The following is a 13,543-nucleotide window of genomic DNA, read 5'->3' on the forward strand; positions in this document are numbered from 1 at the left end:
CCGCGCCCTACCGCCAGCCGGACGTCAAGGCCTGACACAGGCTACCTCTCCCGCTGAACTCGCGGCGCAATACGCCACAACAGAGCGCGCTCAAGGCGAGTAGTAAAACTCGACGGCCTGGCAGAACGTCCGCCCGCGCGCGCGTTCCCCGGACGCTCACCGCATCCTCATGCCAGAAGAGCGCCGCGGTGGAACCCCATCGCCTCACGGCAAGGCGACATTCATCGGAGAAAACAAATAATCAGCTGAAAAATAAGGCATCATTAAGAGGAAAAGGCCGCGAACAATAAATTGGAGTAATGGCGCTAGCGCGCCATATCATAGCGGCGAGGAAGATAAATGGAACATCGCCTCAATTATCTTTTCATTCTAAAAATTTATTCTATTGGCGAATTTTTATATGCTTTGTTGTCCCCTAGATAGGACGGATATGATGCGGGAAATTTTATCATTGGAATAACTATGCACAGCGTTGTCCGTGAATTACCCTCCTCCTCCCGTAGCGACGCGATCCTGTCCTCCTTGCTGCAACAGGCAGGCATCAGCCTTAATGGGTCACGCCCCGATGAGATACCGATCCATCATCCGCGGCTGTTTCGCCCAAGGATGAAAAACGACTCGCCGGGGTTAGCTGAAGGCTGTATGACCGGCTGGTGGGACTGCGCGTGCCTGAATATGTTCTTCGAGCGCGCCCTGCGCGCCGGCCAGGAACGGCAACGCCCCGGCAACGGGCGCGATTGGCTGTATCTGCTCAACGTTCGCCTCGTTAACCAGCAATCACGCCGCCGAGCCGGCCAGGTGGCGCGCCACGGTGTCGATCCCTGGATTAGCCGCTATATTTTTTCTCATGGTCGCCGGCCTTCACCCTCTGATATCGCGGCACATAGCGACGCGGGATTCGTCATGGAGGGCGGGCATAACTTCAGCCCCGACGCCGATAAGACGTGGATAACCTGGGAAGCGCGTTTCTTTCCGTGCCGCCTGGCCGCAGTTGAAGGCGTGTTACGATGAGAGCTGCTAGCACATGTTCCGTTACTCTCTCTGTGCCTGCACTAGTGCCTTCCGCGCCCGCGCTCTTCAACGGTGGCAGGTATTATTCAGCCCACGGGGAGCCCTGGCACCGCACGTTAGCGCCCCCAGCCCTCACCCGTTATGGCGGCTTCGGCCCCCCAGATCAATAAGCACTTACGCGCTAACCCGATACAGGTGACACGATGTCGCACGATAACTTATTACAATCGATGTTTAATACCCACTACGGTGCCTTGGTCGCCTTGGCGGCGCTCAATGACGCGCAAAGCGTCGGCCGTGCGGCCGAATGCCTGAACATCAGTCAGCCCTCGATGAGTAAGCTGTTGATGGAGCTACGCAAAGAGTTCAACGATCCGCTGTATACCAAGTGTAATAATCTGTTCACCCTCACCCCTGTCGGTGAAACGCTGTGCGCCATCGTGCGTAATACCCTGTACACCAGCCAATCGATGATCGAGCAGCTACGCTGTGGCGTGAAGCACCGTTACAACATCTGCCTCCCTCATTGGTTCAACATTCAAGAGGTCTCCGCGCTGATCGGTAACATTCGTACGCTGTATCCCAACTTAGTGATTAACTTCCGTCCTCCCAGCAGCAGCACGGCGGAAGACATCGTACAGAGCCTTAAGCAAGGAACGGTCGATGTGGCGGTACGCCACTTCCCGCACGCGTCCCCCAGCGGCATTCACCTAAAAACCCTCGGCACGTCCGAGTTTATCTTCCTGCGCCGCACCCACGCCTCCCAGCCCCCGACGCCGCCCATGCGCCAACTAAACCGGGAGCAATGGCTCAATAGCCCGTTGATCATTTACAACATCAGCCCTTACCTCTGGGAGAGCTTCCTGCAAGCCAACCGGCTGAATGAAGGCCTGCTCAACATCACGCTAACGCTGACCAATAACTTCCGCCGCTGGTTGGATCAACTGGTGGACGACGACACCTTACTGGTCACGCTGCGTAGCACCGGCGACCCATTGATCGCCAGCGGGGAATACCAGGCGGTCGCCATCCCTAACCTGCGACTCACCTATCCCTATCATCTGATGTGGCATGAGCGCGCCGCGCACGATCCGGTCCATCAGTTGATCCGCAAGGCACTGAGCGCCATGAGCGACCACGCCTCGCCCAGCGACGCCTGACCCACGCCGACAGCGCCAACGGCAGCCGAGGCCGCCGTTGGTTCATCCGCCTCCGACTTACTGCGCCTCCCCCCGCTGACGACGATGCCTCTGCCAGATACGCAGGGTAAACAGCAGTAACGCCAACCAGGCCGGCAACAAACTATAAAAACCCAGCTGGCGACTCAGCAGCGCGGTAAGCCATGCCCCGACGAAAAAGTGGGTGATCACCAACAGGTAATGCCTCCCCTCATGGTATAACGCCAGGCGCTCGCGCCGCTGGCGTTGACGATCGCAGAGCGCGAACAGGCGACTCACCATCAGCACATACACGGTCGTCACCACCGAGGTCGCTGTCGGCTGGCGTGTTCCTCCATGTTTAATCACAAAATTTTGGATATACATGAACACTAGCCCCAGAGTCACCAGCGGCAGCACCGCCGGCGTCGGTTGATGCCCGATCTGGCCATGGCGCGCCAACGCCGCGCCCAGCAGCATAAAGGCCAGCAGCAGTAGGCAATTAAGACTGAGAGCGAGAGCATACCCCTGCCACGGGCTCGTCAGGCGCACAGGATAGCGACTAACCAGCAGTGGGTGTAACGCCGCCAGCGACATCCAGATCACGATGATGGCGATGTGATAGCACGACTCGAAGTTCATCCTGCCTTGGGCCAATGCCGCGATACCAAAGATCATATTCGCGGTCATGTAGCCGATTAATGCCTTGTATAAAAACATAAAACTGACGATTTCTAGGCAACCGCCAATAAAGCTCATCAGATAGTGGATCTCATGATTTAAGGTGCGGTAGATACGGTGCAGCGGAGTGTGGCGCATGGAATGGCTCGCAGAAAGAAACAGGCGGAGATTTTATCACCTACGAATAATCACCCCGCGGAAGTATGATGATATTACCCGGCGGAATAAATCTGGCGCAGCGCGTGGGTGCCTCCCTCTGTCGATCCGCGGCGAAGCGGGGAAATCGCGGGAGGCCTACCAAAGGAGCCGCTCGGCGTGAGCAGAACAGAGCGCGGCATAAGGCCTGCGCGATAGCGTTACCCGCCGCCCGGCTCCGGGCGGCAAGCTACCCGCGCGTAGACAGCACTCGCAGAGAAGCACGATGAATGACGACAGCTTCGCGGCAAATGCGGGATCAAGGGAGGCCGGACAAACAGAGAAAGGCGGGGAACACCACGAAGAGACCTGGGGCATAGCAACGGGGCGACCCAGGCCGCCCCGCGGGGTAAAGCGCTTATTTCAGGCGTGGCTCAAGCCACACCAACACCAGCGTCGACAGCGTACACATCAGCAAGATGCCGACAAACCACACTAAATACCACATCGCTTTCCCTCCTCAATACAATTCATGGTCGTGACGGCGAATGGTTTCCGGCGTAATCCGCCCCAGCATCTTGTAGTAGCTCCACAGGGTGTAGAGCAACACGATCGGCAAGAAGATCAACACGATAACCAACATGATGCTCAGCGTCATCTGGCTGGAGGTACTATCCCACAACGTCAGGCTAGAGAGCGGATTGATGCTGGAGGGCATCACGAACGGGAATAGCGTCACCCCGGCGGTGAAGACCACCCCGGCCTGGGCCAAGGAGGCCAGCAGGAACGCCCAACCGGCGCGCGCGCGCGCACTGGTAAGCAGGGTCAACAACGGACACACTACCCCGAGCAGCGGGAAGATCAGCAACAGCGGCGTATGGAAGAAATTCCCCATCCAGGCGCCGGGCAGCACCGCCACCGCCTTCAGCAACGGGTTGGAGGGGCCGTTGGCATCCTGGCTGAGCAGCACATAGCCATCGATGCCGACCCACATCCAATAACCGGCCAGCACGAAGCACAGTACCACCAGCAACGCGCTACGGTAGGTGGCCGATTGCGCCCGCTGGCGGATCACCCCATCGGTCTTCAGTTGTAACCAGACGCCACCCTGCATGATCACCATGCACAGGCTCAGCAGGCCGCACAGTAAGGCGAAGGGCGACAGCAGTTGCCAGAAGGTACCGAAATACTCGACGCGCAGTTGCGGGGTAAAGGCGAAAGGTACCCCGAGGATCAGGTTACCGAACGCCACACCAAAGACCAGCGGCGGCACCAGACTCCCGATCACCAATCCGATGTCCCACAGAGTACGCCAGCGCGCATCGGCGATCTTGCCGCGGTAATCGAAGGCCAGCGGACGGAAGAACAGGGCGCACAGCACCAAGATCATCGCCACATAAAAGCCGGAGAAAGCGGCGGCATACACCCGTGGCCAGGCGGCAAACAACGCGCCGCCCGCCAGGATCAACCAGACCTGGTTGCCCTCCCAGTGCGCGCCGACGCTGTTGATCAGCACCCGGCGCTCGTCGTCGTTGCGCGCCACCAGCGGCAGCAGGCAACCGACCCCCATATCAAACCCGTCGGTCACCATGAAGGCCACCAGGATCACCCCGATCAGCAGCCACCAAATGAAGCGCAACGTTTCATAATCAAACATGACAGTCTCCTTTACCCCTGTTACTGCGCCGGTTGTTCACTCTGCATCGCACTCGGCCCAAGACGCGCATACTTCTGCATCAGATAGACTTCGGCGATTAAGAACAGGGTGTAAAGCCCCAAGATCAGCCCCATCGAGAAAGCCAACTGGCCGGTGGTCAGCGCAGAATGGGCGGAATAGGTCGGCAGAATATCCTGGATAGCCCAAGGTTGGCGGCCAAACTCGGTCATAAACCAGCCAGCTTCGATGGCAATCCACGGCAACGGCAGGCTATAGCACACCATGCGCAGCACCCAGCGTTTCTGGTCGATGCGGCGACGTAGGGTCTGCACCAAGGCGATCACCATCACCAGTAGCAGCAGCGAACCGCAGCCCACCATGATGCGGAAGCTCCAGAACACGGGCGCCACCTGCGGGATGGTGCCGCGTTGTGCCGCCTGATACTGCGCCGGGGTGACATGGTTCATGTCTGGCGCATAGCGGGTCAGCAACATGCCATACCCCAAATCGTTCTCTAGCGCCCGGAAAGCGGCCAGAGTCTGCGGTGAACGATCGCCTTGGGAGATCTGCTGCATCAGCAGCCAGGCTTCCCGGCCACGTTGCAGGCGTGGTAGCGCGTCGGCCATCAGGTTTTTCAACCCAGGGACCGGCGTATCCAGCGAGTGGGTCGCCAACAAGCCGAGCAAGGCCGGCACCTTGATGGCGAAAGCGTTACGCTCCTGTTCCTGCTCCGGCCACGCCACCAGATGGAACGGTGCCGGTGCCGGTTCGGTCTGCCACTCCCCTTCCATCGCCGCCAGTTTCACCGGTTGCACCTTGGCGACCTCATAGGCTGAGCTGTCGCCCAGTTGAAGGGTACCGAGGATCGCCAACGTGCCGAACACCGAGCCAATGGCGAAAGAGCGCAACGCCACCTCACGCTCGCGGCCGCGCAGCAGATACCAGGCGCTGATGGCCATGATAAACATCGCCCCGGCGACATAGCCGGACATCACGGTATGCACGAATTTCACCTGGCTGACCGGGTTGAAGACCAACTCGCTAAAGCTAGTCATCTCCATGCGCAAGGTATCGATGTCGAAGTGCGCCCCGGTCGGATACTGCATCCAGCCGTTGGCGTTCAAGATCCACAACGCGGAGATGTTGGAGCCGAAGGCTACCAGCCAAGTGACCAGCAAATGCTGGTACTTATTCAGCCGTTGCCAACCGAAGAAGAACAGACCGACGAAGGTCGATTCGAGGAAGAAAGCCATCAAGGCTTCCATTGCCAGGGGGGCGCCGAAAATATCGCCCACATAGTTGGAGTAGAACGACCAGTTGGTGCCGAACTGAAACTCCATGGTCAGGCCGGTCGCGACCCCGAGGGCAAAGTTAATGCCGAACAGCTTGCCCCAGAAACGCGTCATGTCGCGGTAGATCGTTTTGCCGGTCACCACGTAGATGGTCTCCATGACGGCCAGCAAAAAAATCAATCCCAAGGTAAGCGGTACGAAAATAAAGTGATACAGCGCGGTCAGTGCGAACTGCCAGCGCGATAAGTCAATGACATCCCACATGCGGACTCCTGTAGGCGATAAGAGAGGGAATTACCGACTAATAGTAGATCGTCCCTCACGCTCCCGCCGTCCCGAAATGTCGTTATCGGCCAATCACGCTACACAAAAGCCCAAAAGCCCTATTTTTTTCCAGGATAATCACCGGACAACCTCGCGATGACGCCGCACGCATTGGCGGCGTCATCGCGATGGGGGAAACCCGCCGGCCTCACTCCAACAGCAAGAAGTGCTGCTTATCGGCATCGCACTGCGGACAGCGCCAATGGGCCGGCAGCGCGTTGAAGGGCGTACCCGGCGGGATCTGGCCGATGGCGTCGCCCTGTGCCGGATCGTACACCCACCAACACAGGTTACACTCCAGACGTGCCTCATCCGGGATAGCCTGGCTATAGCCACGCTCAAACATCGGCGTTCTCCTCTAGCCAGCGGTACACATCGCCCAGGCGCTGGGCCGAGTCGGCCAAATCCTCCGGCGCCGCCAACACCAACTCCGGCAGGATGCACACCTCATAGCTATCAAGCAGCGTACCCTTGAGGGTATCCAGGCAACGCAGATGCCAGACGTGGCGCAATCCCGTCGAGTCGATGCGACTCTCGCCGTAACCGAAGGTGCGGATCTGGATCACCCCCTGACCACACAAACGTGCCAAGAACAGACGGTCGGCCTCGCTCAGCGGTAACTGGGTGAGGTTGATGCTGTGGGGCTGCCCCGCCGGATCGCGCACATGGGCCAGGAGCTCATGGGCCAACGGTAGCGCATTCATCAACCCCTCGCTGGGCGGCGGCAGTAACGAGTCGTTTGGCAGCGTATCGGCGCTCGCCGCCTGCCACAAGGGCAACGGCGCACAGCCCGCCTCCAGCCGATCCGTCAACACCACCCCATCCTGTAAGCGGCGTACCCGCCACAAGCCACAGAAGATCGCCTCCTGGATCTCGCTTTCGCTGCCATCGCCATGCTGAATGCGTACCGAGACCTCGCCCTCGCCCAACAGGGCGTTGAGGAACTGGATGTCGTGAGCCTCCAGCGTGGTCAGATCCCAGGCCACCACCTCGCCCAGCGGCGGAATGCGTTGCGCCAACTGGGTCAACAGCTGCTTCAACAGCGCCATCACCGCCGGGCTATGGGCGCAATGCTCTAGCGCCGCCATGCTCGGATCGCCGTTCACCTGACAGGTGATCGGCAACGGGTTCATGCTAAAGCTGTCATCGCTCGGCTGGCTGCCCGGCCCTAACAGATGGAAAAAGGTTTCACTCATCACGCTGACTCCTGCGGGGTGGGACGCTCAAGCAAAGGGCGCATCAGGGCGATCAGATCGGCCCAGGGATGGATGCCGCTCAGCACGCCGCGTAGCTCGCCGTCGAGAAACACCAGTGTGGCCGGGAAACGCCGAACCCCGAAGCGATCGCCGATAGCCTCGCTCTGGGCCAGATCGGCCATCGCCACTCGCCAGTCGATGTGCGGAAACTCGCGCAATAACTCGGCGATCATCACCGGATTGTCACTCACCTCCGGCGTACGGCGCGGATCGCAGCTCAGCAACACCACACAATCCGGCGCCTGTGCCAACCAATCATCCAGACTCGTCTCATCCACCGGCTGCCAGCCGCGCGCCAGCATGCGCTGCCACAGTGCGGAAAATGGGTTGTCGTTTAACACTCCTCTTGCCCCTCCAACGTCATGCGATACTGACGAATGCGTACCCCCTCGTAGTTTTCCATCGACAGACACGCATAGTTCAGGCAACGTTCCTCCTCGCTCGGCTGCGGGACGATTCCCCAGGCGGCCAATTGCGCCAGAGCCGCCTGCTCTGCCGCCGGCAACTGCGCGCGCGCCACCTCGGTTAGGCTACCGCCGTAGTCGTCCAGCAACGCCGGCTGCAAGCCGACCAGCGCGACATGAGACGGCATGTGACCGCGAATGTCCGCCAACGCCAGCACCTCGGAGAAACTGCTTTGATGCAGACTCATCTTCTTGGCGCTGAGGTAGGCCGGCACCATCTCTCCGGCATAGGTGCGCAGGGTACCCGGCGCCAGACCGTAGTCGATGGCGTCGAGGATCAGCAGGTGACTGGCGCTCTCGACGTAGCCCAGCAGGTTAAGTCCCTGGGTACCGCCATCGACGATCTCCACCTGCTCCGGCCAGTGGTAATGGGCGAACAGCCGTTCGGCCACCCGTACGCCGAAGCCCTCATCGGCCCATAACAGGTTGCCCAACCCCATCACCACCACGCGCTGCTCACTCATGACGCCTCCTTGTCACGTTTGCCTTTAGCAAACTTATGGCTGCGAAAGCCGTTGATCATCGTCGAAATCACCGTGTCGTTAGACATGATGTCCTCGCGGATCGCCATATACACATGGCCGATGATAAAGGCGCCGATCAACCACATGCCTAAACGGTGCCAGCTATGAATATCGATGGAGTTACCGCCGGTCCAGTAGAAGAACTCCACCACATAGCGGAACGGGGCGAAGATGGCATACTGGCTATGTTCGCTAAACAGCGCAAAGCCGGTAAGGATCATAAACACCGACATCAGGAAGTAACCAAACATCGCCGCCTGTGCCACCGGATTATGGCCGATATCACCGCTCGGACGCTTCTCCAAGAACAGATACCAGCGAACCTCGTACCATACTCCTTGCCACCAGCTACGCCGCCAGACCGGCACGATGAACAGCTCACGCGAGTAATGATTACCGACAAAGGCCCAGTAAATGCGCCCCAGCAACAACACGGTGAACAGCATCCCTGCACTGAAATGCACCAGACGGATATAGCCCATGTAGAACAGATAGGTGGCCTCCCCGCTGACTGACGGTAACGGACGGCCGATGAAGTAACCGGTCACCATCAGAACCAACATGCAGCCGACCGTCAGCCAGTGCCAGAGGCGCACCGGCGCCTCGAACACATAATAACTGACGGCATCATCACGCGCCTCCTCGGCGCGTGGGGATGTCTTTTCACTCATCGCTCTTCTCCTTAGCGCTTAGCGTACCTGGACGGAGATCAGTTCACTGCCGTCGTCGCCGAGCACGTGGGTTGAACAGGCCAGACAGGGGTCGAAGCTGTGCAAGGTACGCAGGATCTCCAACGGCTGATCGGGGATCGCCATCTGGGTGCCCATCAGCGCCGCCTCATAGGCCCCGATCTGCCCCTTGGGATCACGCGGACTGGCGTTCCAGGTGGTCGGCACCACGCATTGATACAGCTCGATCTTCTGATCGCGGATCGACGCCCAGTGGCCCAACGCGCCACGCGGCGCCTCAGTAAAGCCGATGCCACGGCAGTGCTGCGGCCAGGTAGCCGGTTCCCATTTCTCGGTATTGGCGGTAGCCAGATTGCCGTTCTTCAGGTTGGTCATCAGCTTGTCGAAGAAGTATTGCAACTTACCGGCAGCCCATTGCGCCTCGTGGGCACGGCACAGGATACGCCCCAGGGTGGATTGAATGCCGGACAGCGGCAGCTTCAACGCAGACATCATGCGATCCACCGACTCGACGGTCGCGGCATCGCCCTTGTGGTAGGCGATCAGGGTACGCGCCAATGGACCGACTTCCATCGGATGACCGCGCCAACGCGGCGCCTTGATCCAGGAGTACTGCGCCTGCTCGTCGAGTTGCTGGATATCGGTAGCGCTCCCCTTGACGTTGCCCGGGTTGTACCACGGATCGGTGATGCCATCGAACGGATGACGTCCCTGCTGCTCGTTGGGATAACGGTACCAGGAGTGGTCGACGAACTCCTGCACCTGCTGCGGATCGGCCAGATCCACCGGCAGCACATTGGCAAAATCGCCGTTGATCACCGCCCCGCCCGGCATCAGCAGGCTCTTCTGGCTGAAGTCGTTGGCGATATCCGGGAAGGCGCCATAGCTCAGCACGCACTTATCGGACAGACCGGTTCCGATCTGGCTCCACGGCTTGTTAAACAGGCCAATGGCCAGGGCGTCCGGGATCATCACGTTATTGATAAAGTCGGCGGTGCGGGTAATGATCGACTGCACCAGGTTGAGACGCTCCATGTTGACCGCCCCGACCGCGCCGCTCTGATCGATATTGATGGCGCACGGCATGCCGCCGACGATCCAGTTCGGGTGCGGGTTCTTCCCGCCAAACACCGTATGGATCTTGACGATCTCACGCTGGAAGTCGAGCGCCTCCAGGTAGTGGGCGAAGCCCATCAGGTTGGCCTCCGGCGACAGCTTGTACTGCGGATGCCCCCAATAGCCGTTGCGGAAGATGCCCAACTGGCCGCCTTCGACGAACTTCTTCAAGCGGTTCTGCACATCGAAGAAGTAGCCCGGCGACGACATCGGCCAGGAAGAGAGACTCTGTGCCAGCTGCGAGGTGGCACGTGGATCGGCCTTCAGGGCATCGAGTACATCGATCCAATCCATCCCGGCCAACTGATAGAAGTGCACCAGATGATCGTGGCACCACAGGGTGGCCAGCATGATGTTACGGATGATGTTGGCGTTATCCGGCACCTTGATGCCGATGGCATCTTCGATAGCGTAGACCGACGCCAGGGCATGCACCCCGGTGCATACCCCACAGATACGCTCGACAAAGGCCCAGGCATCGCGCGGGTCACGCCCCTGTAAGATGATTTCCAACCCGCGGAACATGGTGCCGCAGGAGACGGCGTTGGTGATGATGTTCTGCTCGTTGATGTTGACTTCACAGCGCATGTGCCCTTCGATGCGGGTGATCGGGTCCACCACCAGACGACGGCCGGCATCGCTTAAGGTATATCCTTGGGTTTGATACTGGTAACTCATGCCTGTTTATCCTCATTGCCCGGCTGTTGTTCTGCCTGTTTTAGTTGTTGGTTATGGCGTTTACGCTGATTGACGGCGCTGGCCACTGCATGCACCCCCACCCCGGCGGCAACCACGCCCAACGCGGTCAAGCCGACGGTATCGGCGGTAGAGTGGGTCCCCATCTGCGGAATGTCGACCACCCGGCTGTAGAAGGAGCCGCGATCCCAGAAGCCGTTCTCGGAGCAGCCCAGACAGCCGTGACCGGACTGGATCGGGAAAGAAACCCCATCGTTCCAGCGGGTGGAAGAGCAGGCGTTATAAGTGGTCGGCCCCTTACAGCCCATCTTGTACAGACAGTAGCCTTTCCGCGCGGCGTCATCGTCCCAGCTCTGCACAAACTCACCGGCGTCGAAATGAGCGCGGCGATAGCATTTATCATGGATACGCTGACCATAGAACATCAGCGGACGGCCCATGCGATCGACCTCCGGCAGCCGGTCAAAGGTCACCATATAGGTGATAATGGCGCTCATCACATCAGGGATCGGCGGACAGCCGGGAACCTTGATGATCGGCTTATCGGTGATCACCTTATCGATGGGGGTCGCTTGGGTCGGGTTGGGACGCGCGGCCTGCACGCAACCCCAGGAGGCACAGGTGCCCCAGGCGATGATGGCGCTGGCACCGGCGGCGGCGCGCTTCAGTTTTTCGATGAATGGCCGACCGCCGCTGATACAGAACATCCCCTGCTCGCCCAGCGGCGGATTACCTTCCACCGCCAGAATGTATTTGCCGTTATAACGGGTGATGATGTCTTCGAAGACCGCCTCGGCCTGGGTACCGGCCGCCGCCATCAAGGTATCGTCGTAATCGAGGGAAATGAGTGAAAGGATGACATCTTTCGCTAGCGGGTGTGAGGAGCGAATGAACGATTCAGTACAGCAGGTGCACTCCAGACCATGGATCCACACTACTGGGATACGTGGTTTATTCTCCAATGCCCAAGCAATCTTCGGTGCCATCCCGGCCCCCAGCCCCAGCGATGTGGCAGCCAGACTGCAATACTTGAGAAAACTACGCCGTGTCACTCCTTGACGGCGCATGGCTTGGTAAAAGGTATCCTCATTATTCATAACGCACGTCTCTTCTCCTTGCCGCACCGGCGGGGACACCGGGCGCGTTTGATCGGCCAACGGCGTTCCCCCCGCGGCAAAGGATCAGGCCGCTCCGTGCGTGCAGAATACGGTGAGACGGCAACCATCCCCTCTGCACGGGCACACGCCGTCAGGTGATGTTGTAAAAAAAGCGTAGCTAATTTTTTGCAAAAAACAATATAAAACCTATGGATATGTCTTTTTACGATGGATTAAGAACCATAATTTATTTTTCTGCGATCACCGTCATTTCCCTCTACATTTCGGCAAGTTAAGCGCCATCTCCGCCCCGCTCCGGCTCGCAAAAACAGGCTGGCGTCAGACGCTATAACGCACAGAATGTCTCCACCTTACCGCGCTCACGTACGAAGCCATCGCGCGCTGAGCCCAGATTATTTACACGGCGCCCCGGGATAATCACGCCCTAATAACATCACTAAAAAAATCATCAACTAAAAATAGCATCGCGCATTAAGAAAAAGCGTAGCGTTAATATCCATGCAGGTATCGGCTTATTTTAACCGACCACGACCACCCCACCGTCAACCTAACGCACAGCGTGCAATGGTCGCCATAAAATGGCGTAATAATTAAATTCAATGATAAACATGCAGTAACAATTAAATTTAATCTATTTTATCAATAGTGATGGGAATCACAGTATCAATTGCACGACGACTTACACTAAGGCCGCTTGTTAAGATAAGCCAAGGTACCATACGACCATCTCATCCGAGTTCGGTTTGTTCTATTTATCTCATTGCGAGAGAGTCGACGATGGAAAATAACAACAAAAGCTGGCCGCATATCCGACGTGTGACCCATATTATGATGATGGCTCACCGTAGCTGCTTCGATTTTCATCAGTTCAACGCCCGATAACCCCCTCCTCTCGGCATCCGTCCTGTGCGGCGTGTCATCCTCTTGATCTAATTAGCCTACCTGGCCATGTCAACGCGTAGCCACTGCGACTTTACGGCTTAGATCAGGCGGATTCCCGCCTCCCATAGCGACGAATGCTGCACGATGGCGTAAGCCATCTGACAACGGCATCCCCCAGTTACGGTAGGGCTCCTGCGCCCCATTACCGGGCTGGTCGTTGCCTACAAGAAATTAAACCGCAACGAATTTATGGATAATAAATTTGGCGGACTTACTTTGCCTAAAATCATTTAATAAACAGTAGCCAATGAAACAGTTAAAAATAGCAGTCAGCGATGGCATGCAGACAACCATTATTAGCGAACGCCCTATCGTAACGCTCAATCAGTGTGACTTATGCGAAGTCGCCGCCGTCGTGCTCTGCGCCGCCGATATCCTGTCCGGTGAATTAGAGCGGATCGAGCAGCACGCTTTCGGCATACCGATCTTCGCCGTACTTGCGGCCACGGAAAGCCTCCCCGCCGATTATTTAGCACGCCTC

Annotated in this window: 15 protein-coding genes; 4 read left to right on the plus strand and 11 right to left on the minus strand. The window is 58.3% G+C overall.

Going from position 1 to position 13,543, the window contains the following annotated elements; genetic code table 11:
- Window positions 1-462: 462 nt before the first annotated feature.
- Entirely contained in the window at window positions 463-1,011 is a 549-nt protein-coding gene (locus EHO01S_RS13295; protein ID WP_024524416.1) for a class I SAM-dependent methyltransferase, read from the plus strand.
- 203 nt (window positions 1,012-1,214) lie between these two features.
- The gene (locus EHO01S_RS17630; protein WP_035370619.1) at window positions 1,215-2,171 is read left to right on the plus strand and encodes a LysR family transcriptional regulator; all 957 of its coding nucleotides are present in this window, start codon (window positions 1,215-1,217) and stop codon (window positions 2,169-2,171) included.
- A 57-nt stretch (window positions 2,172-2,228) separates the two neighbouring features.
- On the opposite strand, the gene EHO01S_RS13305 is transcribed toward EHO01S_RS17630, so the two are convergent.
- The 11 genes from EHO01S_RS13305 to hyaA form a co-directional block, all read right to left on the minus strand.
- Window positions 2,229-2,987, minus strand: a complete 759-nt coding sequence (locus tag EHO01S_RS13305; protein WP_024524417.1) for a DUF1275 family protein — start codon at window positions 2,985-2,987, stop codon at window positions 2,229-2,231.
- Window positions 2,988-3,402: 415 nt separating this feature from the next.
- Window positions 3,403-3,492: a cytochrome bd-II oxidase subunit CbdX gene (cbdX, locus tag EHO01S_RS18425; protein WP_070244504.1), complete on the minus strand. Its 90-nt coding sequence runs from the start codon at window positions 3,490-3,492 to the stop codon at window positions 3,403-3,405.
- Window positions 3,493-3,504: 12 nt separating this feature from the next.
- Entirely contained in the window at window positions 3,505-4,641 is a 1,137-nt protein-coding gene (gene appB / locus EHO01S_RS13315; RefSeq protein WP_024524418.1) for a cytochrome d ubiquinol oxidase subunit II, read from the minus strand.
- 20 nt (window positions 4,642-4,661) lie between these two features.
- On the minus strand, window positions 4,662-6,197 hold the full coding sequence (appC, locus tag EHO01S_RS17635; RefSeq protein WP_035370620.1) for a cytochrome bd-II oxidase subunit 1: 1,536 nt from the start codon (window positions 6,195-6,197) through the stop codon (window positions 4,662-4,664).
- A gap of 208 nt (window positions 6,198-6,405) precedes the next feature.
- Window positions 6,406-6,603 carry a rubredoxin gene (locus EHO01S_RS13325; RefSeq protein ID WP_024524419.1) on the minus strand — a complete coding sequence of 66 codons (198 nt, stop codon included), beginning with the start codon at window positions 6,601-6,603 and terminating at the stop codon, window positions 6,406-6,408.
- Window positions 6,596-7,453 carry a hydrogenase expression/formation protein gene (locus tag EHO01S_RS13330; protein ID WP_024524420.1) on the minus strand — a complete coding sequence of 286 codons (858 nt, stop codon included), beginning with the start codon at window positions 7,451-7,453 and terminating at the stop codon, window positions 6,596-6,598. The genes EHO01S_RS13325 and EHO01S_RS13330 overlap by 8 nt, the downstream gene beginning before the upstream one ends.
- Window positions 7,453-7,854 carry a hydrogenase-1 operon protein HyaE gene (hyaE, locus tag EHO01S_RS13335; protein ID WP_024524421.1) on the minus strand — a complete coding sequence of 134 codons (402 nt, stop codon included), beginning with the start codon at window positions 7,852-7,854 and terminating at the stop codon, window positions 7,453-7,455. Before hyaE ends, EHO01S_RS13330 begins: the two co-directional genes overlap by 1 nt.
- Window positions 7,848-8,441 (minus strand): hydrogenase 1 maturation protease, encoded by a 594-nt coding sequence (gene hyaD / locus EHO01S_RS13340; protein ID WP_024524422.1) that lies wholly within the window; start codon window positions 8,439-8,441, stop codon window positions 7,848-7,850. The genes hyaE and hyaD overlap by 7 nt, the downstream gene beginning before the upstream one ends.
- Complete coding sequence (hyaC, locus tag EHO01S_RS13345) at window positions 8,438-9,172, minus strand: Ni/Fe-hydrogenase b-type cytochrome subunit (RefSeq protein WP_024524423.1); 735 nt, start codon at window positions 9,170-9,172, stop codon at window positions 8,438-8,440. Before hyaC ends, hyaD begins: the two co-directional genes overlap by 4 nt.
- A gap of 18 nt (window positions 9,173-9,190) precedes the next feature.
- The gene (hyaB, locus tag EHO01S_RS13350) at window positions 9,191-10,984 is read right to left on the minus strand and encodes a Ni/Fe-hydrogenase large subunit (RefSeq protein WP_024524424.1); all 1,794 of its coding nucleotides are present in this window, start codon (window positions 10,982-10,984) and stop codon (window positions 9,191-9,193) included.
- Window positions 10,981-12,099 carry a hydrogenase 1 small subunit gene (hyaA, locus tag EHO01S_RS13355; RefSeq protein WP_024524425.1) on the minus strand — a complete coding sequence of 373 codons (1,119 nt, stop codon included), beginning with the start codon at window positions 12,097-12,099 and terminating at the stop codon, window positions 10,981-10,983. The genes hyaB and hyaA overlap by 4 nt, the downstream gene beginning before the upstream one ends.
- 798 nt (window positions 12,100-12,897) lie before the next feature.
- On the opposite strand from hyaA, the gene speFL reads away from it, so the two are divergent.
- Together speFL and EHO01S_RS17640 are read left to right on the plus strand one after the other, a co-directional pair.
- On the plus strand, window positions 12,898-13,002 hold the full coding sequence (gene speFL, locus EHO01S_RS18915; RefSeq protein WP_115314439.1) for a leader peptide SpeFL: 105 nt from the start codon (window positions 12,898-12,900) through the stop codon (window positions 13,000-13,002).
- A gap of 307 nt (window positions 13,003-13,309) precedes the next feature.
- Window positions 13,310-13,543: Orn/Lys/Arg decarboxylase N-terminal domain-containing protein (locus EHO01S_RS17640; RefSeq protein ID WP_303620899.1), on the plus strand; the 234-nt coding region annotated here is incomplete at its 3' end.

This window comes from Edwardsiella hoshinae NBRC 105699 = ATCC 33379, assembly GCF_000474215.1.
GTDB lineage: Bacteria > Pseudomonadota > Gammaproteobacteria > Enterobacterales > Enterobacteriaceae > Edwardsiella > Edwardsiella hoshinae.